We start from the raw sequence: 22,371 nt of genomic DNA on the forward strand, positions 1-22,371 counted from the left end.
GTCGCTCCACGTCGTACCCGCCTCCTGGCCGTTCGCCTCCCAGGGAGTACGGACGGAAGGCGCCGCCCGCTCAACGGGACGGGCGCGGAATCACCAGGTCGGGCGGGACGTCGCCCCTCCGTCCACCACCAGGTCGTGCCCGGTCACCCAGGACGCCAGCGGGGAGGCGAGGAACACGCAGGCGTCGCCGATGTCCTCCGGGCGGCCGAGCCGGCCCACGGCGGACGCCTCCCGCCAGCGGCGTACGCCCTCCGGCCAGGCGTCCGCCAGGCCCTCCCGGTCGATCAGGCCGGGCGAGACCGTGTTGACGCGGACGCCCCAGGGGCCGTACTCCAGGGCCGCCGTGCGGGCGTGCATCACCACCGCGGCCTTGGCGGCGCCGTAATGGGCGTGCCCGGGGGCGGGGAAGCGGCCTTCGACGGAGGCGATGTGGGTGACGGAGCCGCCGCCGTCCTGGTCCCGCATCAGCCGGGCGGCCGCCTGGGTGCAGGCGAAGACGGCGGTGAGGTTGGTGTCCACGACCGCCCGCCACTCGGCCGCCGTCATGCCGGCGAGTTCCTGGACCGGCTGGACACCGGCGTTGTTGACCAGCGCGGTGAGCCGGCCGCCGAACCGTTCGGCCGTCTCGGCGACCAGGCGGTGGCAGGCGTCCTCGTCGGTGAGGTCGGCCCGCAGGACGACGGCCCTGCCGCCCGCGTCCCGGATGGCGGCGGCGGTCCCCTGCGCGGACGCGACCGAGGTGCGGCAGTGCAGGGCGACGGCCGCGCCCTCCTCGGCGAACCGCCGGGCGATGCCTCCGCCGATGCCGCCCCCCGCGCCGGTGACCAGGGCGACCTGGCCGTGCAGCAGTCCCGGCTCCCTCATGGTCTGCCGAACTCCGCGACGAGGGCCGCCCGGTCCGGGTGACGGGCCGCCAGCTCGGCCGGGTCGCCGTGCTCGTAGCCCTCGTAGGTGAAGCCGGGTGCCATCGTGCAGCCGAACAGCGTCCAGGAGCCGCCCGCCGCGACCCGGGCGCCCATCCAGGTGCCGGCGGGGACGGTGAGCTGGACGTGCTGGCCGCCGAGGACGTCGGGGCCGAGCACCGGGGTGCTGCTGCCGCCGTCGGGGGCGAGCAGCAGCATCCGCAGCGGGTCACCGAGGTAGTGGTGCCAGGTCTCGTCCGCGGGCAGGCGGTGCAGGGCGGAGAAGTCGCCGGGCGCGTCGGTGAGCAGGGCGACGATGGCGGTGCCCTCGGGGCGGCCGTCGGGGCGGACGGGACCGGCCCAGGTCTGCCGGAACCGGCCTCCCTCACGGGGGATCGGCTCCAGTCCGTAGTGGGCGACGAGGTCGTCGGGGGTCACCCGCCGAAGGCTACCTCGCGGGTGAGGAAGGCGAGTTGTGCCTTCTTCTCCGGGAGGTACACGTCCGGCAGGTCGACCTCGGGGAGCACGACCCGAGGACCGGTGGTGAAGCCCTGCCTGACGAAGCGGGCGACCGCCTTCTCGTTGGCGACGTCCGGGTCGACGACGATCCGCCGGCGGTCCAGCACCTCCAGCACGTAGGTGAGGACGGCGGCCGCAAGACCGGCGGTCCAGCCCGGGCGTGTCTCGCCCGGCCCCGCGCCCGCGAGCAGCAGGTGAATGCCGATGTCGCCCGGTTCGACGGGGTAGCACGCGCCCACCCGGTCGGCCTCCGGCTCGTACGTCTGGAGCAGCGCGGCCGGGTCGCCGTCCTTGACGACGAGGTACGCGTGATGGGTGTCGAGGGTCTCCATGTGCGCGTAGATCTCGGCGACCCGCTCCACGGTGAGGCCGTTCATGCCCCAGAACACGGCGCGTTCCTCGCTCACCCAGCGGTGCAGCAGGGGCGCGTCGGCGGCGGGGTCGAGCGGCAGGACGCGCACGGTGCCGAAGCCGTCGACCGTCTGCTCGTGGACGGCCGGGCGGGAGGCGTACGGGTCAGACATCGGTCTCCTTCGTCAGCTGCGCCCAGTCGGTGACGACCGGGGCCAGGTCGCCGGCGAGCCACAGGGGCTGCTGGTCTCGGTGGTGGGGTGATCCGGGCCGGCCGGAGGCGCCGTGCGGCACCACCCAGCGGCTGTCCTCGCGCCGGGCCAGGTCCCAGACGTAGCGGGCGGCGGGCCCGCGGGCGGCGAGGTCGGTGATGCCGGGCACGGCGGAGGTGCACAGCACGCAGTCGTGGTCGCCGGACAGGCCGGGCTCCTCCTGCGGCGCCTCGGACGGCAGGGCCCGCCAGGGCGCGAGGCGGTGGGTGTCGCCCCAGACGCCGGCGGGCGGCGCGGCGGCCACCTCCTCCAGCGCCGCGCGGACGACGGCCGGGCGGTCGATGCCGAACAGGTCCTCGGCCGCCAGCAGGTGTCCGAGGGCGAACCCGATGCGCGGGACCAGCGCGAGCCAGGGCCGGAACACCTCCGGGTACGGCGGCGGGGTCGCGGCCGCCGCGAGGGCGGGCTCGGCGGCGAGTCCGCGGACGACCGCGCCGCGCAGGGCCGCGAATGCGGCCGCGTCGGCGCTGTCCGCGTCCATGTGCCGGTCCCAGGCGAGCAGGCGCTCGCGCAGGGCGACGGCGGGTCCGGTGAGGGCCGAGGTGTCGAGCGCGGCCAGGCGGTCCAGGAGGGGGGCGGCGGAGGCGAGGTGGGTGTCGGTGTGGAGGGCCGCCATGCCGGCGGCGGACCAGCGGTGCTGCCGCGCGAGCAGCGCGGCGATGCGGTCGGCGCGGTGCGGCGGGGCGAACTCCACGCCGAGGGGGGCGGCGGGCCCGCGCTGGTTGGCCATCACGGCGACGCCGTCGTCGAGTCCGGCGCGGGGGGTCTCGTGCCGGCCCCGCCACTCGTGGCCGGGCTCCCACGCGGGCACCACCCGGGAGCCGTTGGCCTCGGCGCGTACGGGGACGCGGCCGGCCACCCGGTGCAGGGTGCCGCCCTCGGTGTCGGCGGCCAGGACGACGTTGACGGGCTCGGCCCACAGGTCCACGGCGCGGTCGACGTCGGCGACGCGACGGGCCCGAAGCAGGGGCAGCAGCGCGCCGAAGCCGAGGTCACCGGTGACGCGCGGCGGGTACCGCAGGGCGACGGCGAGCGGCGGCTCACCGGACTCGGGGACCCCGCCGTCGAGACCCTCGGGGCCGCCGATGACGACGGGGCCGCGCTCGGTCTCGACCACCTCCACCTCGACGGGTTCCTCGCCCGCCACCTCGACGGTCTCGGTGTGCCGGGCGGCCCGCCGCCAGGTGCCGTCCGGGCCGAGCGCCTCGATGCCGGCGCCGGTGCGCCGCAGCCGCTCGCGGTAGAGGTCCTGGTAGTCGGCCATGGCGTTGGTGATGGCCCAGGCGACCGTGCCGGTGTGGCCGAAGTGGGCGATGCCGGGGACGCCCGGCACGGCGAGGCCGAGGACGTCGAACTCCGGGCAGGACAGACGTATCTGCTGGTAGACACCGGGATCCTCGATGAACCGGTGCGGGTCGCCGGCGATCACCGCCTGCCCGGTGACCGTGCGCTCCCCCGCGACCAGCCAGCCGTTGCTGCCCGAGGTGCCGGGGCCGTCGGTGGCGAACAGGCCCACGGCGTCCGGCCCGAGGCGCCCGGCGACGTGGTCGCGCCACAGCTTGGCGGGAAACCCGGCGAAGAGGAGGTGCGTGGACAGCCACACCGCCAGCGGGGTCCACGGCTCCCAGCGGCCGGGGACGGTGCCGGCGCGGGCGAACTCCGGGGCGTCGAGCCCCTCCAGGCCCTCGTTGACGCCGGTGACGTACGCCCGGATCCAGTCGGCGGTCTCCGGGTCGCCCTCCTCCAGGCGGGCGAAGCAGCGGCGGGCCGTGTCGGTCACCCGGGCGCGCCTGACCAGTACGTCCCAGGACAGTTCCGCGGCGCCGAGGAAGGAGGCCGAGGTGCCCTGGGCGCGGTGCCGCTCCACCTCGATCTGCCAGCCGCGGTCGAGGGCGGTCACCAGCCCCTGGACGCGCGCGAGTTCACGCGCGTCGTCCGCCCGCAGATGGGGAATCCCCCAGGGGTCCCGGAAGATCGCACCGGACACTGTGCCCTCATTTCACTTTAGGTTAGGCTCCCCTAAGTAAACCGTGACGTGGCGGAATCGTACGCGAAGGGTGAGGACGCGATGGGGCAGGGGCGGGGTTGGGAGGGCGCGGTTCTCAAACTGCTGCGCGCGAAGGATTTCGAGTTCACCGTGACGGGCACGGAGGACGTCACCGCGGACTACCGGCGGGTGACCTTCACCGACGGCGGCATGCTGGCGACGACCGGCGTGCACCCCACGATGTGGGTGCGGCTGTGGTTCGACAACGCGGGCAGGCCGCACCAGCGCGCCTACACCCTGGTCGACCCGGACCCGGAGGCCGGCACCTTCGCCCTGGAGTTCGCGCTGCACGAGGGCTGCGCGAGCGACTGGGCCCGGGCCGCGAAGCCCGGCGACACCGTCGAGGCGACCGTGCAGGGCACGGGGTTCGAGCAGCCCAGCCCGGCTCCGTCCCACGTCTGCGTGGTCGGCGACCCGGCCTCGCTGCCCGCCATCAACTCCCTGCTCGGCGCCCTGGGTGACGCCCCGGCGACCATCTGGTTCGAGGGCTCCCTGGAAGGGCTGCCCTGGGCCGCCGACCCCGCGCGCCACGAGGTGCGCGAGGTGCCCCGGCGGGAGGCCGCGCTGGTCGAGCGGGTGCGCGCCGAACTGCCCGACCTGCTGAGGTCCGGCCCCGACCCGTACGTGTGGATCGCCTGCGACACCGCGACCACCCGCACGCTGGGCGCGTTCGTCCGCAAGGAGCTGGCCGTCCCCAAGCAGCGGGTGCAGGCGCTCGGGTACTGGCGCGCGAGCTGACCCGCGACGCGCGATCAACGGGGCGACGCGCGATCATCGGGGGCATGGACGTCACACTGCACCTCGCCCAGGACCCCGACGCCGACCGGCTGCTGGGCCGCAGCCCGCTCGCCGCGCTGACCGGGATGCTGCTGGACCAGCAGATCCCGATGGAGTGGGCGTTCAAGGGCCCGGCGACGATCGCGCGGCGGCTCGGCTCGGACGACCTCGACGCGCACGAGATCGCGGCGTACGACCCCGAGGCGTTCGCGGCGCTGCTCTCGGAGAAGCCCGCCGTGCACCGCTACCCGGGCTCCATGGCCGGGCGCATCCAGCAGCTGTGCCGGTACCTCGTCGAGCACTACGACGGTGACGCCGAGGCCGTCTGGCGGGGCGTCGAGGACGGCCGGGAGCTGCTGAGGCGGCTGCAGGAACTGCCGGGGTTCGGCAAGCAGAAGGCGCAGATCTTCCTCGCCCTGCTGGGCAAGCAGCTCGGTGTCCGCCCCGCCGGCTGGCGGGAGGCGGCCGGCGCCTACGGCGAGGAGAAGTCCTTCCGGTCCGTCGCGGACATCACGGGCCCCGAGTCCCTGGTGAAGGTGCGGGCGCACAAGCAGGAGATGAAGGCGGCGGCGAAGGCGGCCAAGGCCGCGAAGAAGCCGGGGGCGTGAGCGGGCGCCCGTCCGGTGGTTCGTCCGCACGCCGTCGTGGCCGGGCCGGCGCGGGGCGTTCGTCCTGCCGGCGTGGTGACCGGGCCGGCGCGGGGCGTCCGTCCTGCCGGCGTGGTGACCGGGCCGGCGCGGGGCGTCCGTCCTGCCGGCGTGGTGACCGGGCCGGCGCGGGGCGTCCGTCCTGCCGGCGTGGTGGCGGGGCGGCCGGCGGGCCCCGGAACGGCACGGGGAGGCGCGCCAGGTCACCCCGGGGGACCGCGGGCCCGTTTGCTCCCGGTATGCGGGTGCTTTTGCGGCGCCGTACTGCGTCGCCATGGCTGCGCCCGGAACGTCTCGACCGGTAGGCTTTCCGTGTGATCTTCAAGCGCATCGGAAACGGCCGGCCGTACCCCGACCACGGCCGGGAAAGCACCCGGCAGTGGGCGGACGTGGCGCCGCGCCCGGTCCGCCTCGATCAGCTCGTGACGACCAAGCAGCAGCTCGACCTCGAGACGCTCCTCGCCGAGGACTCGACCTTCTACGGCGACCTCTTCGCGCACGTCGTGAAGTGGCAGGGCGATCTGTACCTCGAGGACGGACTGCACCGCGCGGTGCGCGCCGCGCTCCAGCAGCGCCAGGTGCTGCACGCGCGGGTTCTCGAACTCGACTGAGGCCTGTCGAACCCTCTCACGGGCCAGTTTGGCCCTTTCGGGTCGGACTGCACCCAGTCGAATGATCATCTAGTAGGCATTGCAGCCCGGGCGCACTACGCTGCGCTCATGAGCATGCTCACTCCACCCGGCATGGGCGGCCAGTACCGCATCACGGGTGACAAGTACCCGCGGATGCGCCGGCCCCGGCGGCGCGGAAAGCTCGTCGTGCTGACCGTCGCGTCCGTCGCCGTGCTCGGTGTGGGCGGCTGGGGCACGCTGCAGCTCATCGACGTGTTCACCGGCGGCGGGGACTCCGCCTCCGCGGCCGGCACCAAGGCGTGCTCCGCCGTGGCGAGCCCTGCGGCCAGCCCCGCGGCGGCGGCCGGGAAGGCGCTCCCCCGCCCCGGCACCATCACGGTCAACGTGCTGAACGCCACCACCCGCGGCGGGCTCGCCCAGAAGACGGCGGACGAGCTCAAGAAGCGCGGCTTCCGGATCGGCGAGGTGGCCAACGCGCCCGCGACCTACGACAAGAAGGTCAAGGGCACCGGCGTGCTGCTCGGCCCGGCCGCCGCGCTGGACACGGCGCTGCCGGTGCTCGGCACGCAGCTCGCCGGCGCCGAACGCCGTACCGACCCGGCCCGCAAGGGCGTGGAGCTCGACCTGATCATCGGCGACGCCTTCCGGGGACTGACGGCGAAGGCGGACGCCGACCGGGCGCTGACCTCACTGGCCAACCCCGAGCCGGCGCCCGCCTCCAAGAAGAACTGCTGAGCGGTTCAGCGGTCCCGCGCTCTCGCTGAAGGGCGCGGGAGGGGAACGGTGGACGCGCGGAGTTACTCCGCGGCTCCGTACATCCGGTCTCCCGCGTCGCCGAGGCCCGGCACGATGTAGCCCTGCTCGTTGAGGCGCTCGTCGACGGAGGCCGTCACGACCGTCACCGGTGTGCCGGCCAGCTCGCGCTCCATCACCTCGACACCCTCGGGCGCGGCCAGCAGCACCACGGCGGTCACGTCGTCCGCGCCGCGCTTGATCAGCTCCTGGATGGCCGCGACGAGCGTGCCGCCGGTCGCGAGCATCGGGTCCAGGACGTAGACCTGGCGGCCGGAGAGGTCGTCCGGCATGCGCGTGGCGTAGGTGGAGGCCTGGAGCGTCTCCTCGTTGCGCACCATGCCCAGGAAGCCCACCTCGGCGGTCGGCAGCAGCCGGACCATGCCGTCCAGCATGCCGAGACCGGCCCGGAGGATCGGCACCACCAGCGGGCGGGGGTGGGAGAGCTTGACGCCGGTGGTCGCCTCGACGGGCGTCCGGATGTCGACCTGTTCGGTGCGCACGTCACGCGTGGCCTCGTAGGCGAGCAGGGTGACCAGCTCGTCGGCGAGACGGCGGAAGGTCGCGGAGTCGGTGCGCTGGTCGCGCAGCGTGGTGAGCTTGTGGGCGACCAGGGGGTGGTCGACGACGTGGAGACGCATGACCTCAACATTAACCGGGACCTGAGGGGTCGGCGTCCCCCCGCGTGGCAAGCGTCCTGGTCGTCCGTCACTCCTTCGCCGGCGTCAAATCGCCTGCGCGGGGGAAGGCGGGAAGGACGGATTGAGGTGGTGAGGCAATGCCTGAGCAGGACGATCGCGACGATCCGTCGGCGCTGGAGGGGCCCGGGCGGGCCGGGCGGGCGAGGCCGGCCGGGAGGGCCGGGCAGGCCGGACGGGCCTCGCAGGGCGGACGGACGGGGCAGGCCGGAAGGACGGCACAGGCCGGGCGGGCCGGGCGTAGTGGCCGGGCCGGGCCGGGCGGTCCGGGCGGGCCTGGTGGAGCGGCGGGTCCCGGTGGAGCGGGCGGTCCGGGCGGAGCGTCCGGGGCTTCCGGGGCGGAGGCCGACTGGGAGGCCGACCGTCGGCGGCGGCGGGCGCGGTTCCTGCGGGAGCTGGCGGAGGCGCGGGCGCTGCGGGATCGGGTGCAGCCTCGGCGGGCGAAGGCGGCGCGGTTGCGGCATGCGATGCGGATGCGGACGTTTCGCTGGTAGCGGTCTCGGTGCGGGGAGCTTCGACCGTGAGCCGGTGCGGGCCGGGGCCGGGGTCCGTTCGGAGTGACCCGGCGCGGGTGCGGGCCGGGTGTTCGCGCAGCCCGGCGCTCGCGGGGTGCCGCCGCGCCCACCCTCCCCCATCGCCGTGGGGGCACCTCCCAGGCCCTTGTGGCACTGGGGGATGCATGACTGCCCGCGGAGGGCGCGGGAGCGCGGAGGGGCAGAGCCCCCCGGCGGGGTGCTGGGCGCGACACGCCCCGGGGTGGGCCGGTCGTGTGGGGCGGGGGCCGGTTGTCGCGGGGGTCGTGGGGGTGCCGGGGGTGCCCCCGGCGAGACGGCTGCGAGCGCCACACAGGGGCGGCGGGGAAAGCCGCGTACGATCCCGACATGGCGGCAACAAGTGCGCTGGTGAGTCCTTCCGGGGCGCACTCGGCGCACTGCGGTCGAAACTGCCGGACACAGGGAGCGGAAGACGTCCCCTGATGGCCTTGTTTCTGCCACGATTCCCAGTGGGCGGGGTCTCGGAGAACCGGAACACCCGCCCGCACACCTCCGCCGGGGGACCCCAACCGGCACGCCTATGACCAGTGGGAGAGTCACGGTGTACTTCGCCGCACTGCTCGCGCGCACCGAAGACGGGTGGGAAGCGAGCGACACAGAGCTCGACGATGTGGAAACCCTGTCGGATCTGGCCGACCTCGCCCGGGAAGCCTCTCCCGACGAGGACACGGTGCTCGTGCTGATCGAGCAGGAGGACGGCTGGTTCGGCGTCGTCCGCGTGGACGGTGAGGAGGATCCCCGGATCTACGTCTCCGACGCCGCCGCGGCGGCCCGCAGCAGCTACGGCGAGATCCTGCTCACCGACGAGCTGCTCGGCCGGGAACCCGGGGACGACGTCCCCGACCTGGACGCCCTCGACCTCGACGGCACGGAGGACGGTGAGCCGGACGACGAGGACGCCGACGGCGCCACCGGACCCACCGTTTCCGGGGAGTCCGTGCCGCACGGCCCGGTGGGGGACGCGCAGGTCCTGGACGACCTGGGCGTCACCGAGAAGGAGCTGCGGTCGATGACCGCGGACGCCGTCTCGGAGATCGCCGAGGCCCTGGGCGCCTCCGAGGTCCTGGAGACCGTCCGCTGACCGTGCCGACGACCACCCCCGCACCGGGTCTCCCGGACCCGGTGCGCGACCGCTGGCGTGAGCCGATGCGCCTCGCCCTGGACGAGGCCCGCCGGGCCGTCCCGGGCGGGGACGTCCCCGTGGGCGCCCTCGTGCTGGCCGCGGACGGGGCCACCGTGCTGTCCTCCGCGCACAACGAGCGCGAGGCGGGCGGTGATCCCACCGCACACGCGGAGGTGCTGGCACTGCGGCGGGCCGCCGAGCGGCTCGGGGAGTGGCGGCTGGCCGGCTGCACCCTGGTCGTCACCCTGGAGCCCTGCACGATGTGCGCGGGCGCGGTCCAGCAGTCCCGGGTGGACCGGGTCGTCTACGGCGCCCGGGACGAGAAGGCCGGCGCGGTGGGCTCCCAGTGGGATCTCGTACGGGACCGGCGCCTCAACCACCGCCCGGAAGTGATCGAGGGCGTGCTCGCCGAGGAGTGCGCACGGCTGCTCACGGAGTTCTTCCGCGGCCGGTGAATACCGATTTCTGACCACGCGCCACCGTGCTGTAAGGTCTCCCTCGGTAGCGTGTCCGAGCGGCCGAAGGAGCTCGCCTCGAAAGCGAGTGTGGCGCAAGTCACCGAGGGTTCAAATCCCTCCGCTACCGCTTCTGAAGGGCCCCGTCGTCAGACGGGGCCCTTCGTGCGATCATGGGCCCGCTCGATGCTCGTGTGACAGCAGTGACAGGGGAGGGCCGCGATGGCGGTGAACGCGAAGAAGGCCGCCGTCTATCTGCTGGTGGTCTTCGTGCTGTACGTGATCATCACGGATCCCGAGACCGCCGCCGACTACGTCCTCATCGGGTTCCAGGGCATCTCGGACGCCGCCAAGGCGGTCGGCGACTTCATGACCTGGCTGGCCGCGGGAGGCAAGTGATGATCCGGCACCTGGTGCTGTTCAAGCTCAACAAGGGCGTCCGCCGCGACGACCCGAAGGTCGTCGAAGGAGTGGACGCCTTCCGCGCGCTGGAGGGAAAGATCGGAGAGATCCGCTTCTGGGAGTGCGCCTGGAACATCAGCGACCGCCCCATCGCCTACGACTTCGCCATCAACTCGGCGTTCGACGACGCCGAGGCGCTGCACCGGTACGTCGAGCACCCCGACCACCAGGCGGGCGTGGGCCTGTGGCGCGAGTTCGCCACGTGGGTGATCGCCGACTACGAGTTCTGACGCCCCGCCCGCGCCCCGTGCACCGAGGCCCCCTGCCGCTGCGGCAGGGGGCTTTCGCGTGCCCGGCGACGCCCGATCGCCCTCAACACGGAATATGCGGTGCTTGCACACAGTGAGTCAGTCTTGTGATGCTATGACCGCTTTTGACGGATGAGTTGACGGACGATGTGAGCGATGAAGAGGTGGCGTTGACCGTGTCGGCCAGTTCCGCGCCACCCCAGGACGAGGTGTCCCCCGACGCGGTCCAGACCCCAGCCAAGCGCCGCGGCGCGGACACCCGGGCCCTCACCCAGGTGCTGTTCGGCCAGCTCAAGAACCTGGAGCCCGGCACGGCGGAGCACGCCCGCGTCCGCGCGGCGCTCATCGAGGCGAACCTCCCGCTCGTGCGCTACGCGGCCGCCCGTTTCCGCTCCCGCAACGAGCCGATGGAGGACGTCGTCCAGGTCGGCACCATCGGGCTCATCAACGCCATCGACCGCTTCGACCCGGAGCGGGGCGTGCAGTTCCCGACGTTCGCGATGCCCACCGTGGTCGGCGAGATCAAGCGGTACTTCCGCGACAACGTGCGCACCGTCCACGTACCGCGTCGGCTGCACGAGCTGTGGGTGCAGGTCAACGGCGCGACCGAGGACCTCACCACCGCCTTCGGGCGCACCCCGACGACCGCCGAGATCGCCGAGCGGCTGCGCATCTCCGAGGAGGAGGTGCTGTCCTGCATCGAGGCCGGCCGGTCGTACCACGCCACCTCGCTGGAGGCCGCGCAGGAGGGTGACGGCATGCCCGGCCTGCTGGACCGGCTCGGCTACGAGGACCCGGCCCTCGACGGGGTCGAGCACCGCGACCTGGTCCGGCACCTGCTCGTGCAGCTGCCGGAGCGCGAGCAGCGCATCCTTCTGCTGCGTTACTACAGCAATCTGACGCAGTCCCAGATCAGCGCGGAGCTGGGCGTCTCGCAGATGCACGTCTCCCGGCTCCTGGCCCGGAGCTTCCAGCGACTGCGGTCCGCAAACAGGATCGACGCGTAACCGTAAAGAGCGAATCGTCCGCGAGCGCACTTCTGTGGTTCTTCCGACCGATACGCCGTCAGACCCCTTGTTTCCAGGGCTGATTCGCGTCTCGCATGTCGACATGTCACTACAGCGCGTTGCCGACATGTGACATTCTGCCGGAAGCGCGTTTGCCGGAGCCTCGGCGCCGGTATTCAGGTGAAGGCTGCGTTCCCCGGATCGGGAGCGTCCGCCGCGACCGTCCCGCGACCCAAAGGGGGTGGCATGTCCGCAGAACAGGGCAGCTCGAAGGTGCTCACGCTCGCGGAGAGCGAGTCAGCTCCCCATGCTCTCGACGCACTCGGCCCCATCGACGAGGGCCCGGCCCTCGCCGCTACACCCGCTCCGGACCTCCCGGACACGGCGGCCCTCGACACCCGCACCCTGTCCCGTTCCCTGTTCCTGCGGCTCGCCGTGCTCGACGAGGACAGCCCGGAGCGTGCCTACGTCCGGGACACGCTGATCGAACTCAACCTCCCGCTCGTGCGGTACGCGGCGGCACGCTTCCGCTCGCGCAACGAGCCGATGGAGGACATCGTCCAGGTCGGCACCATCGGCCTGATCAAGGCGATCGACCGCTTCGACTGCGAACGGGGCGTGGAGTTCCCGACGTTCGCGATGCCGACGGTGGTCGGTGAGATCAAGCGGTTCTTCCGTGACACGTCCTGGTCGGTGCGGGTGCCGCGCCGGCTGCAGGAGCTGCGGCTGGCGCTGACCAAGGCCGGCGACGAGCTCTCCCAGAAGCTGGACCGCTCGCCGACGGTGAGCGAACTCGCCGTCGTCCTGGGCGTGTCCGAGGAGGACGTCGTCGACGGCCTCGCGGTGGGGAACGCGTACACGGCGTCCTCGCTGGACTCCCCCGCCCCGGAGGACGACGGCGGCGAGGGCTCGCTGGCGGACCGCCTCGGCTACGAGGACACGGCGCTGGAGGGCGTGGAGTACCGGGAGTCCCTGAAGCCGCTGCTGGCGAAGCTGCCGCCGCGTGAGCGGCAGATCATCATGCTGCGGTTCTTCGCGAACATGACGCAGTCGCAGATCGGCGAGGAGGTCGGCATCTCGCAGATGCACGTCTCGCGTCTGCTCACGCGGACGCTCGCGCAGCTGCGGGAAGGGCTCATCTCGGACTGACGTCCGCGGCGACTCCGGTACGGAGGTGTCCCGGCCCCTGGGGTCCGGGACACCTCCGCGTCCGCCATACGACGCGGGCGGACTCGCGCCCGACGGCAGGCAGCCCACACCTGCGGGCGCTTCCCGGATCGTCGAGAGCTGAGCCCTGCACGCATTCCGGGACCCGGGCTTACGACGCCCCGGGTCAGGACGTGCCACCGGCTCGCGGCCGGGCCCGGACGGTTGGAGCCGGGGCGCGAAGGCATACGGCGGCCCAGGGGACGTGCCGCCGGCTCACGGCCGGGTCCTGGACGGCTGGGGCCGGGGCGCGAAGGCCTCCGCGGAGACAGGCACGGAGTCCGGCCCGAGCAAGCAGTACACCGCGGCGCGTACGGGCGCCCCGCAGCACCGGCCCGCGCGCCGACCGTGAGGCCGGCCGTCACCGGCGGCATCCGCAGCCCAGGTACCCAACGCGTCGCTCCCGCCGCCCACGGGGCGCTTCGCGGCGCCGGACCGCCCGGGTGCGCGGCAGCCCCGCGTTGATCAGCGGTCTGCTCGCTCAGATCACTTCAGGTGGGGGTGAGGCCCCGTGATGGACCGGGAAAAGGTTATCCACAGCTGTGGATAAAAGTGCCGCACCGCTCGCGGACGCGGGAACGTGGGCAGCCACCGAGGCAACCTCGGGCATCACAATCGGGGAGACGTGAGCGAGCCCGGCAGCGAGTGAGTCGAGCGTGTACCCGGCGTGCGCAGGCAGGTGAGTACGCCCGCGAGGGCGGTGAGGTACACCGCAGCGCAGCGCGGGTATGAACGAGCCACGCCGGCGGCAGGACGCTCGACAACGCGCGAGCGCACACGCCGCGCCGGCGACAGGACGCTCGCGGCGCGAGACGTTGAAGCGTGCCGCATCGGCGACGGCAAGGCGCTCCGCCCTGCGGGCACGCGTGCGCGCCCGCACAGGGAGCAAGGCGCGTAGGCGCCGCCGTGGCGCGGGCGACAGCCCGTTCCGCCGCGCGAACATGCCGGCGCCCCCGCGCAGGGGGCGAGGTGCGCGGCCGCCGCAGCGCCCCCGGAGGGAGATCGCGTCGGCGGCCGGGCCGGCGCCGTTCCTACTTCAGTGCGAGCCAGGCCACCGCGGCGACGACCGCCACGGCGACGACGATGCCGACGATCAGGCCGATGCGCGGCCCCCCGCTGGTGGACGCCGCCGCCTGCTGCCCCTGGGGGGCCTCGTCGACGAACGCGCGGAACATCTGGGTGCTGCCGGCGGGGTCGTGATTGCCCTGCGGGCCCTGGGTGTTAGCCATGTCACGAGACCCTAGCGAATCACCGCCCGGCGCCCCAAGCGGGGCGGGGGCAGGCGGCCGCACCGGCCACGGAGGACCGCCGCCGAACCGGCACAACCGCTCCGAGCTGCGGGTTTACTGCCGCGATTACTTGCCTTTGCCAAGTTTTTGGGCCGACAGGGGCGCTTTTGTTTGCCTTCAGCAACCATCGAAACTTACGGTTGCTTTAAGCAACGAAACGGAGGTGCCATGGCCGAGTCGGCACAGTACGAGGAACTGGTCCGGCAGTTCAGCGCCTTCGGCGCCGTCAAACGGGAGATGAACCGGATCATGCCGGCCGACTGCCCGAGCGGCTCCGCGGCCGTGCTGACCCTGCTGGGCGGCCACGGCGACATGCGCATGAGCCGTCTCGCGGAGCTGTTGTCCGTGGACATGTCCGTCACCAGCCGCCACGTCGCCCACCTGGCCGAGCGCGGCTGGATCGAACGCTCCCCCGACCCCGCCGACAAACGGTCCCGCATCCTGCGTCTCACCCCGGCCGGCCAGACCCGGCTCGACGAGATGTTCCGGCTCACGACCCGGCTCCTCGCCGAGCGGCTGAGCGACTGGTCGGACGAGGAGGTCGGCAGCCTCACCCAGCTGATGGCCCGGCTCCGGGACAGCTTCGGCGACCCGCGCACCGTGCCCCGGCAGGCACCTCCCGCGCTAGGGACAACCCCCCGTACACCCGCAAACACATAAGAGAAGGAAGTCCATGGCAACGACCACACCACAAGGTGTGCGGGCTCATGCCAAGCACGGAGGAGGCCCCTCCCAGGACGCTCCGATGACCCATCGGCAGATCATGGAGGCGCTGTCCGGGCTGTTGCTCGGCATGTTCTGCGCCATCCTGTCGTCGACCATCGTCACCAACGCCCTGCCCGAGATCGTCTCCGACCTCGGCGGCGGACAGAGCGCCTACACCTGGGTCGTCACCGCCTCGCTGCTGACGATGACCGCCTCCACCCCGCTGTGGGGCAAGCTCGCCGACCTCATCAGCAAGAAGGCCCTGGTCCAGACGGCCCTGGTGGTCTTCGTCATCGGCTCGATCGTGGCCGGTACGGCGCAGAACCCGGGCATGCTGATCATCGCTCGCGCCATCCAGGGTCTCGGCGGTGGCGGTCTGGCCGCACTGGCGCAGATCATCATGGCCGCGATGATCTCCCCGCGTGAGCGTGGACGGTACTCCGGCTACCTGGGCGCGACCTTCGCCGTCGCGACCGTCGGCGGTCCGCTGCTCGGCGGTGTCATCACCGACACCAGCTGGCTCGGCTGGCGCTGGTGCCTCTACGTCGGCGTCCCGTTCGCGATCATCGCGCTGATCGTGCTGCAGAAGACGCTGAACCTTCCCCTGGTGAAGCGGGAGGTCAAGGTCGACTGGGCCGGCGCCTTCTTCGTCACCGCGGCCGTCAGCCTGCTGCTCGTCTGGGTCACCTTCGCCGACGACAAGTACGCCTGGATGTCCTGGCAGACCGGTCTGATGGTCGGCGGCGCGATCCTGCTGACGCTGGTCTTCCTGTTCGTCGAGTCCAAGGCCAGTGAGCCGATCATCCCGCTGCGCCTGTTCCGCAACCGCACCATCGCGCTGGCCTCGCTGGCCTCGCTGTTCGTCGGTATCGCGATGTTCGCGGGCACCGTCTACTTCAGCCAGTACTTCCAGCTGGCCCGGGACAAGTCCCCGACCATGTCGGGCGTCATGACCATCCCGATGATCGGCGGTCTGTTCATATCGTCGACCGTCTCCGGCATCGTCATCACCAAGACCGGCCGCTGGAAGGCCTGGCTGCTGGCCGGCGGCGTGCTGCTCACGGCGGGCCTCGGCCTGCTGAGCACCATGCGCTACGACACCCCCTACTGGCACATCGGCATCTTCATGGCGCTGATGGGTCTGGGCGTCGGCATGATGATGCAGAACCTGGTGCTCTGCACGCAGAACCAGGTGGCCCCGAGCGACCTGGGCGCGGCCTCGTCGGTGGTGACCTTCTTCCGCTCCCTCGGCGGTGCGGTGGGCGTCTCCGTGCTCGGCTCGGTGATGTCCTCCCGGATCAGCAACTACGCGGCGGACACCATCGGTTCGCTCAGCCCGCAGGAGCAGGCGGCGGCCGCCAAGGCCTCCGGCAGCGGCACCATCCCCGACATGGACCTGCTGCCTCCGGGCATCCGCACCTGGCTGGAGAGCGCCTACGGGCACGGCATCGCCGACATCTTCCTGTACGTCGCGCCGGTCGCCCTGCTCGGCTTCCTGGTGACCCTGTTCATCAAGGAGGTCCCGCTGCGGACCACGGGCGCGCTGGCACAGGCCGCCCAGGAGAAGGCCGGCGTCACCGGCGCCCCGGCCGTCCCGGCCCCCACCGAGGCCGCGGCCACCGTCCCGGCCGCGGGCGCCGCCTCCGCGGGCTCCGTCACCTCGGAGACCGAACGGACCGGCGAGGACACCTTCGCGCGGCCCGTGTCCGCCGTCGCCACCGTCGCCCGTCCCGAGGAGTCCGCCTCCTCCGGCATCCCGGTGCGCGGTTTCGTCCGGGGCGCGGACAGCACCCCGGTGCCGCGGGCCGCGGTCACGCTGATCTCCCTCGGCGGACGTCAGCTGGGCCGCTCGGTGGCCCAGGACGACGGCTCCTACGCGGTGGACGCCCCCTCGGCCGGGTCGTACGTCCTGATCGCCGCCGCCGACGGCCACCAGCCGCAGGCGTCCACGGTCGTGGTGAACGGCGAGCCGGTCGCCTACGACATCCTGCTCAGCGGCACCAGCGGCATGACCGGTGTGGTCCGCGCGGCGGACACCGGGCAGCCGGTGCGGGACGCGATGGTGATCGTCACCGACGTACGCGGGGACCTGCTGGCCACCGGGACCACCGGTGAGCAGGGCGAGTTCTCGTTCGCCGAGCTGGTGCCGGGGGCGGTGACCGTGGCGGTGAACGCCGCCGGTTACCGGCCGCGCGCACTGCCGGTCGAGATCGGCGCCACGGGTGTCACCCGGGTCGAGGCCGACCTGGAGAGCGGCGCCCACGTCCGGGGCGTGGTGCGCGCCCCGCACGGTCCGCTGGCCGACGCCCGGGTCACCCTGGTCGACGCGGCGGGCAACGTGGTCGGCACGGCGACGACCGGGGCGGACGGGGCGTACGCCTTCGCCGACCTGGACGGCGGCGAGTACACCGTCATCGCCACGGGTTACCCGCCGGTGGCGACCGCGCTGACGGTCGCCGGCACCGGTGTCGACGACCACGACATCGAACTCGCCCACCCGGGCGAGTAGCACCGGCCCGGGCCCGTGGCGGGCCCGCGCGTCCTGTAGCGGAGACGCGCCCCGCCGCGGGCCGGTCGTATCACGACCTTTTATGAGCTTTTTCAGGGAGAAGACCGGATGCCACTGACCGCGAGGATCCGTACCCGGGACGGATGGGCCGTGTCTCACGCGGTCGTCACGCTCACCGACGGGACCGGCAGCCAGGTGCTGCGCGCCGAGGCGGACGCCGAGGGCGCCGTCCGGGACGCCACCGAGCTGACGCCGGGGGCGTACACCGTCGTCGTGACCGCGGTCGGGTACGCGCCCGCCGCCGCGAGCGCCCTCGTCACCGCGAGCGGGCGTGCCGAGGTCGGGACCGTGACGCTGGCCCGCACCGGGGGCACGGAGCTGCCGCCGCCCGGACCGTGGACCGTCGACCCGGCGCACTCCGGTGTGGCGGCGGTCGCCCAGCACCTGGGCATCTCCAGCGTGCGGGGACGGTTCACCGACTTCTCGGCCACGGTGGAGATCGCCCCGGACGACGTGACCAAGTCCCGTGTCGAGGCGGTCATCCAGGCCGCGTCCATCGACACCGGCAACGGGATGCGCGACACCCATCTGCGGTCCCCGGACTTCCTGCACGTCGAGCGGTACCCGGAGATCACCTACCGGTCCACGGGGCTGACCCAGGCGGGCACCGACCGCTGGACCGTCCACGGCGAGCTGACCATGCGCGGGGTGGTCCGCCCGGTCGACCTGGACCTCGCCTACCTCGGCACCGGCGCCGACCCGTGGGGCGGCACCCGCGCGGCCTTCCGCGCGACGACCGAGCTGCACCGCGAGGACTTCGCGATGAACTACAACCAGGTCGTCCAAGCCGGCATCGCCGCCATCGGCACCACCCTGCGCGTGGAACTCGACGTCCAGGCGGTCCAGGGCGAAACCCTCCCCACCGTCTGAAACCGGGTCCGGGCCCGCTCCTTCGACCGGGGCCCGCCCATGGGGAGTGGAGGAAGCGGCGGCGCGCCACCGCGCGCCGGCCGCGGAAGCACGGCCGCCCGGGTGTCGCGGAGGAGGCCGTCAGGGTTTCTCGTGGGTGGCGACGATGCGGAGGGCCAGGTCGCGGAGTTTGACGTTCTCGCGCTGGGAGGCGCGGACCATGCTCTCGAAGGCACCGGCCGCGTCGAGGTCCATGCGTTCCATCAGGATGCCGGTCGCCTGGCCGATCAGGTCCCGGGTGCGCATGGCCTCGGTGAGCTGCTCCCGCACGGTGGCGGAGTCGAGGGCGATGCCGACGTGCGTGGTGAACAGCCGCCCGACCCGCAGCGCCGCCTCGTCGAAGGCGCGCGGCTTGCGGGCGTACGCCGTGAGGACGGTCAGCCGCCGCCGGTCGACGCGCAGCCGCAGCGACAGCACCGAGCGCAGTCCCAGCCCGGACAGCGTGTCCTCGCCCTCGTCACCCTCGCTGTCCGCGACCTCGGCCACCGGCGCGTTCCACAGCCGCTGCCAGTACGGCTGACGCCCGGCCGGGGGCCCGCCGTCCTCGGCGGCGCGGACGACCTCGTCGGTCCAGGCGAGCGGGCGGCGCCGGTTGTCGCGCTCTATGACGGAGATGGCCGCGTGCTCCGCGCCGGGCAGCAGATCCACCGTGAGACGCACCGCGGCGTCCAGCGTGCTGTCGGCCGACGCCGTTTCGTGCAGCCGGCGGGCCGCCGCCGTCAATGCCTCCGCCAGGTCCACACCATGGGGGAAGCCGCAATCGGAAAACTGGGAGGAGACCACCACGAACCTCTTCGGCGAGCACGACCGGACGGCCGTGCGCAGGAGAGCTCCGCAGCACATTCCCGACTGCGAGCACAGGACGTACAAACTTTAGCCGCTTCCGGTCACACACCCCGACGTGGTGCAATGGGCGGAGGGTCAGGAAGCGGCCTTTTTCCGTATTCGGACAATCGACCGTCAGGTGAGTGCAGTGACCCTCCCCCCGTATCCCTCCGAGCGCGTGATGCTCCCGCTGCCGTCGGAGATCGACTTCTGCAACGCCGACGGCCTGCTGCCGCTGATCATGTATCAGGCCCGCTCCGGCTCCGAAGGACCCGCCCAGGTGATGGTCCTCGACCTGTCCGCGACCCGTTTCATGGACTCCCAGGGAGTCCGTCTGATCAACGACGCCCGAAGACTTCTGCTGCCCGACACCCGGGTCCATCTGGTGGCGCTCCCGGAAAGCGTGGCCGGCCGGGTGCTGGAACTGACCGGCCTGCGCCGTGACGTCCCCGTGTACGACAACCTTCCGGAGGCGATGGCGGCCTAGGCTGACGCCATGGCACCGAACATCGCGACCAACACCAGCGTCTCCCTCGACGAGTTGCTCGACTTCGTACGGCCCCGGCACCGGGCGGTCCTGCTGACCCGGCGGGCCGACGGCAGCCCCCAGGGCTCCCCGCTGACCTGCGGTGTCGACGACTCGGGGCGGATCGTGGTGTCCACGTACCCCGAGCGTGCCAAGACGCGCAACGCCAAGCGGGACCCCCGGGTGAGCCTGATCGTCCTGAGCGACGAGTGGAACGGGCCGTGGGTGCAGATCGACGGCACCGCCGAGGTCCTGGACATGCCCGAGGCGGTGGAGCCGCTGGTGGAGTACTACCGCAACATCGCCGGGGAGCACCCCGACTGGGACGAGTACCGGGCGGCGATGGTCAAGCAGGGCAAGTCGCTGATCCGGGTCACCCCGGAGCGCTGGGGGCCGGTCGCCACCGGCGGCTTCCCCGCGCGGCTCGCGGAGGGCGACTAGGCGCCGCCCACGTCATCCGCGGCTGCGGGCCACCATCGTCTCGATGCCCGCCACGAGCAGGTCCAGGGCGAAGGTGAAGTCCCGCTCCAGCATCTCCTCGACGGTGTCGCCGCCGCGGGCCTCCATGATCCGGGCCGACTGCCCGATCACGTCGGAGGCGTCCGGGTCCCGCGTCACCTCGTTCATGGCCCGGCGGTGGTACTCGTCCGGGGTCAGGCCCGTGGCGGCCACCCGGTCGTGGAAGTGGCCCTCGATGGTGCCGTAGCCGTACACGAACTGGAACACGGCGGAGATCGCCCCGGTGACCCCGTGCTCGGGCAGACCGCTGCGGCCGAGGACCTGCTGGATCACTCCGGAGAAGCGCAGCGCGTTGGGCCCGATGTTGAGGAAGCGGCCGGCCAGCGCCGACAGCCAGGGGTGGCGCACCAGCAGCGCGCGGTACTCGCGGGCCAGTGCGCGCAGGTCGGCGCGCCAGTCCTCGCCGGACTCCGGGCCGGGGAGGACGAGTTCGCCGAAGGCGCGGTCCAGGGCCAGTTCGAGGAGGTCGTCCTTGGTGTCGACGTACCAGTAGACGGACATCGCGGTCACGTCGAGCTCGGCGGCGAGGCGGCGCATGGAGAACGTCGCCAGGCCCTCGGCGTCCAGCAGCCGCACGGTGGCCCCGGTGATCCTCTCCCGGTCGAGTCCGGACGGCTGGCGTCCGCCGCGCCCGCCGCCCCGGGCCCTGCCCTCCAGCCAGACACTGGGCCGCGGCGCCTTCCCGGACCGCTGGGCTGCCCTCACCATGGCGCACCTTCCTCGACTCGCCGACGCCGGTTCATGCTAGGCGTCCGTCCCGCCGTCCGCGGCCCGCGTGTCGGCGCGGTCGGCCCGGCGCAGCAGGCCCGCCGCGATCAGTCCGCCGAGCAGCACCGCCACCGCGCCCACCAGCAGGCTGGTCTCCAGGCCGGAGGAGAACGCCCCGGTGATCTCGGCGCGCTCGCCGTCCGATCCGGCCGCGGCCAGCGCCACCGGCAGCGAGGTCGCCGCCACCGGCACCAGCGCCGCGAACCGGGCGTTGAGCACCGCGCCCAGGACGGCGACCCCGAGCCCGTTGCCGAACTCGGCGAGGGTGCCGTTGATGCCCGCGCCGACACCGGCCTTCTCCCGGGGCACGGAGCTCATCACGGCGTGCGCCATCACCGGGCTGCCGATCGCCGTGCCCGCGCCGATCAGCACCAGGCCCAGCAGGGTCCCGCCGTAGCCGTGCTCGGTGAGGGTCGCTGTCGACACCAGGCCGGCCGCCATCAGCCCCATGCCGAGCGCGATGGACAGCGGAGTGCCCAGCCTCGCCGACCACCTGGTGCCCACGCCGGTGAAGTTGAGGGCGACCACGGTCAGCGCCATCGGCGCGGTGCGCAGCCCCGCTTCCAGGGGGCCGTACCCGAGGACGAACTGCAGGTACTGGGTGAGCAGGAAGAGCGCGCCGCCCATGCCGAAGGTGATCAGCACCAGTCCGCCGACCGCGCCCGTGAAGCGCCGGTTGCGGAAGAAGTGCGGGTCGAGCATCGGGTACGGGATCCGGCTCTCCCAGTACGCGAAGGCGCCGAGGACCAGGACCGCCGTCGCCGCCGTGGCGAGCACCAGGCCCGACGTCCAGCCGTGCTCGGGGCCGGAGATGATCGCGTAGACCAGGGCGGTCATGCCGATGGTGGAGAGCACCGCGCCGACCAGGTCGGGCCGGTCGCCCTGCCGGTTGCGGGACTCGGGGACGTACGCCGTGACGGCGGCCAGGGCCAGGACCACGACCGGAAGGTTGATCAGGAAGATGGCACCCCACCAGAAGTGGTTCAGCACGAACCCGCCGACCAGCGGACCGGCCGCGAAGCCCAGGGAGTTGACGGCGCTCCAGATGCCGATCGCCCGGGGCTGCTCCTCGGGCGTGAAGATCTGCATGACGACGGCGAGGGTGGTCGTGAGCAGCAGCGCCCCGCCGACGCCCATGCCCGCCCGCGCCGCGATCAGCTGGCCCGACGACTGGGCAAGCCCGGCCACCAGCGAGCCCGCGCCGAACAGCGCCAGGCCCACGATCAGCATCTTCTTGCGGCCGTAGCGGTCGGCGGCGTTCCCCGCGCTGAGCAGCAGGCCCGACTGCACCAGGGAGTAGGCGTTGATCATCCACTGGATGTCGGCGGTCGAGGCGTCCATCTCCCTGGTGAGGGAGGGGATCGCCACGTTGAGCACGGTGTTGTCCAGCAGCACCGTGAGCTGGGCGAGGCAGATGACGCCGAGGATCAGCCAGCGCCGGGCATGACCGGGCGGCGTGTGGGCCGCCCGGACGTTCCGCGGGTCCGGGCCGGGGGACGCGGTCGAGGGTTCCCGCGAGGACGTCGTCATGCTGTACACCGTAGAACAAGCACTTACGGTGTACAACAC

The 22,371-nt window shown here is 72.8% G+C and carries 24 protein-coding genes and 1 tRNA gene; 16 read left to right on the top strand and 9 right to left on the bottom strand.

The window, feature by feature from the left end; genetic code table 11:
• Positions 1-90: 90 nt before the first annotated feature.
• Genes F3L20_RS30975 through F3L20_RS30990 form a run of 4 tightly spaced genes read right to left on the bottom strand, consistent with a single transcriptional unit; the run spans position 91 to position 4,031 of the window.
• Positions 91-864, bottom strand: coding sequence for an SDR family NAD(P)-dependent oxidoreductase (locus F3L20_RS30975; RefSeq protein ID WP_150157073.1), 774 nt, complete (start codon positions 862-864; stop codon positions 91-93).
• Positions 861-1,340, bottom strand: coding sequence for a cupin domain-containing protein (locus tag F3L20_RS30980; RefSeq protein WP_150157074.1), 480 nt, complete (start codon positions 1,338-1,340; stop codon positions 861-863). The genes F3L20_RS30975 and F3L20_RS30980 overlap by 4 nt, the downstream gene beginning before the upstream one ends.
• Positions 1,337-1,945, bottom strand: coding sequence for a GNAT family N-acetyltransferase (locus F3L20_RS30985; protein ID WP_150157075.1), 609 nt, complete (start codon positions 1,943-1,945; stop codon positions 1,337-1,339). The genes F3L20_RS30980 and F3L20_RS30985 overlap by 4 nt, the downstream gene beginning before the upstream one ends.
• Positions 1,938-4,031, bottom strand: a complete 2,094-nt coding sequence (locus F3L20_RS30990; protein WP_150157076.1) for a penicillin acylase family protein — start codon at positions 4,029-4,031, stop codon at positions 1,938-1,940. Before F3L20_RS30990 ends, F3L20_RS30985 begins: the two co-directional genes overlap by 8 nt.
• An 81-nt stretch (positions 4,032-4,112) precedes the next feature.
• Between F3L20_RS30990 and F3L20_RS30995 the strand changes: the two genes are divergently transcribed.
• From F3L20_RS30995 to F3L20_RS31010, 4 genes are all read left to right on the top strand, one after another.
• Positions 4,113-4,829, top strand: a complete 717-nt coding sequence (locus F3L20_RS30995) for a siderophore-interacting protein (protein ID WP_150157559.1) — start codon at positions 4,113-4,115, stop codon at positions 4,827-4,829.
• Between the two features lie 44 nt (positions 4,830-4,873).
• A complete protein-coding gene (locus F3L20_RS31000; protein WP_150157077.1) occupies positions 4,874-5,476 on the top strand; it encodes an HhH-GPD-type base excision DNA repair protein in 603 nt (200 codons plus the stop codon).
• 353 nt (positions 5,477-5,829) lie between these two features.
• The gene (locus F3L20_RS31005; RefSeq protein ID WP_004943146.1) at positions 5,830-6,126 is read left to right on the top strand and encodes a type II toxin-antitoxin system VapB family antitoxin; all 297 of its coding nucleotides are present in this window, start codon (positions 5,830-5,832) and stop codon (positions 6,124-6,126) included.
• A gap of 132 nt (positions 6,127-6,258) precedes the next feature.
• Positions 6,259-6,882: a LytR C-terminal domain-containing protein gene (locus tag F3L20_RS31010; RefSeq protein WP_150157560.1), complete on the top strand. Its 624-nt coding sequence runs from the start codon at positions 6,259-6,261 to the stop codon at positions 6,880-6,882.
• Positions 6,883-6,944: 62 nt separating this feature from the next.
• Here F3L20_RS31010 and upp read toward each other — a convergent pair whose 3' ends face one another.
• Positions 6,945-7,580 (bottom strand): uracil phosphoribosyltransferase, encoded by a 636-nt coding sequence (gene upp / locus F3L20_RS31015; RefSeq protein WP_024886154.1) that lies wholly within the window; start codon positions 7,578-7,580, stop codon positions 6,945-6,947.
• A 1,152-nt stretch (positions 7,581-8,732) separates the two neighbouring features.
• Here upp and F3L20_RS31025 point away from each other — a divergent pair.
• The 7 genes from F3L20_RS31025 (at position 8,733) to F3L20_RS31050 (ending at position 12,635) form a co-directional block, all read left to right on the top strand.
• A complete protein-coding gene (locus F3L20_RS31025) occupies positions 8,733-9,272 on the top strand; it encodes a hypothetical protein (protein WP_150157561.1) in 540 nt (179 codons plus the stop codon).
• Between the two features lie 65 nt (positions 9,273-9,337).
• Positions 9,338-9,769 (top strand): tRNA adenosine(34) deaminase TadA, encoded by a 432-nt coding sequence (tadA, locus tag F3L20_RS31030; protein WP_150157562.1) that lies wholly within the window; start codon positions 9,338-9,340, stop codon positions 9,767-9,769.
• A gap of 45 nt (positions 9,770-9,814) precedes the next feature.
• Positions 9,815-9,899, top strand: a tRNA-Ser gene (locus F3L20_RS31035).
• A 92-nt stretch (positions 9,900-9,991) separates the two neighbouring features.
• The gene (locus tag F3L20_RS34190; RefSeq protein ID WP_167534644.1) at positions 9,992-10,168 is read left to right on the top strand and encodes a hypothetical protein; all 177 of its coding nucleotides are present in this window, start codon (positions 9,992-9,994) and stop codon (positions 10,166-10,168) included.
• Positions 10,168-10,461, top strand: a complete 294-nt coding sequence (locus tag F3L20_RS31040; RefSeq protein ID WP_150157079.1) for a Dabb family protein — start codon at positions 10,168-10,170, stop codon at positions 10,459-10,461. The genes F3L20_RS34190 and F3L20_RS31040 overlap by 1 nt, the downstream gene beginning before the upstream one ends.
• Before the next feature lie 188 nt (positions 10,462-10,649).
• Entirely contained in the window at positions 10,650-11,486 is an 837-nt protein-coding gene (locus F3L20_RS31045; protein ID WP_206338947.1) for an RNA polymerase sigma factor SigF, read from the top strand.
• 246 nt (positions 11,487-11,732) lie between these two features.
• Complete coding sequence (locus F3L20_RS31050) at positions 11,733-12,635, top strand: RNA polymerase sigma factor SigF (RefSeq protein ID WP_145829533.1); 903 nt, start codon at positions 11,733-11,735, stop codon at positions 12,633-12,635.
• Positions 12,636-13,723: 1,088 nt separating this feature from the next.
• On the opposite strand, the gene F3L20_RS31055 is transcribed toward F3L20_RS31050, so the two are convergent.
• On the bottom strand, positions 13,724-13,921 hold the full coding sequence (locus tag F3L20_RS31055) for a hypothetical protein (protein ID WP_145829532.1): 198 nt from the start codon (positions 13,919-13,921) through the stop codon (positions 13,724-13,726).
• A 228-nt stretch (positions 13,922-14,149) separates the two neighbouring features.
• Here F3L20_RS31055 and F3L20_RS31060 point away from each other — a divergent pair, with 228 nt between their 5' ends.
• The 3 genes from F3L20_RS31060 to F3L20_RS31070 all read left to right on the top strand — a co-directional run bounded on the left by F3L20_RS31060 (position 14,150) and on the right by F3L20_RS31070 (position 18,125).
• The gene (locus F3L20_RS31060) at positions 14,150-14,641 is read left to right on the top strand and encodes a MarR family winged helix-turn-helix transcriptional regulator (protein WP_150157081.1); all 492 of its coding nucleotides are present in this window, start codon (positions 14,150-14,152) and stop codon (positions 14,639-14,641) included.
• A gap of 13 nt (positions 14,642-14,654) precedes the next feature.
• Positions 14,655-17,195 carry an MFS transporter gene (locus F3L20_RS31065; protein ID WP_150157082.1) on the top strand — a complete coding sequence of 847 codons (2,541 nt, stop codon included), beginning with the start codon at positions 14,655-14,657 and terminating at the stop codon, positions 17,193-17,195.
• 108 nt (positions 17,196-17,303) lie between these two features.
• Entirely contained in the window at positions 17,304-18,125 is an 822-nt protein-coding gene (locus F3L20_RS31070) for a YceI family protein (RefSeq protein ID WP_150157083.1), read from the top strand.
• A gap of 120 nt (positions 18,126-18,245) precedes the next feature.
• Here F3L20_RS31070 and F3L20_RS31075 read toward each other — a convergent pair whose 3' ends face one another.
• Entirely contained in the window at positions 18,246-19,007 is a 762-nt protein-coding gene (locus F3L20_RS31075; RefSeq protein WP_150157084.1) for an ANTAR domain-containing protein, read from the bottom strand.
• 163 nt (positions 19,008-19,170) lie between these two features.
• Between F3L20_RS31075 and F3L20_RS31080 the strand changes: the two genes are divergently transcribed.
• Positions 19,171-19,476 (top strand): STAS domain-containing protein, encoded by a 306-nt coding sequence (locus F3L20_RS31080; protein WP_051490027.1) that lies wholly within the window; start codon positions 19,171-19,173, stop codon positions 19,474-19,476.
• A 9-nt stretch (positions 19,477-19,485) separates the two neighbouring features.
• A complete protein-coding gene (locus tag F3L20_RS31085; protein ID WP_150157085.1) occupies positions 19,486-19,956 on the top strand; it encodes a PPOX class F420-dependent oxidoreductase in 471 nt (156 codons plus the stop codon).
• A 12-nt stretch (positions 19,957-19,968) separates the two neighbouring features.
• Here F3L20_RS31085 and F3L20_RS31090 read toward each other — a convergent pair whose 3' ends face one another.
• Both F3L20_RS31090 and F3L20_RS31095 read right to left on the bottom strand, forming a co-directional pair.
• Positions 19,969-20,742, bottom strand: a complete 774-nt coding sequence (locus F3L20_RS31090) for a TetR/AcrR family transcriptional regulator (protein ID WP_150157086.1) — start codon at positions 20,740-20,742, stop codon at positions 19,969-19,971.
• Between the two features lie 36 nt (positions 20,743-20,778).
• Positions 20,779-22,332: an MFS transporter gene (locus tag F3L20_RS31095; RefSeq protein WP_240810797.1), complete on the bottom strand. Its 1,554-nt coding sequence runs from the start codon at positions 22,330-22,332 to the stop codon at positions 20,779-20,781.
• Positions 22,333-22,371 lie beyond the last annotated feature (39 nt).

Source organism: Streptomyces tendae (assembly GCF_008632955.1).
In the GTDB taxonomy this organism is placed as follows: Bacteria; Actinomycetota; Actinomycetes; order Streptomycetales; family Streptomycetaceae; genus Streptomyces.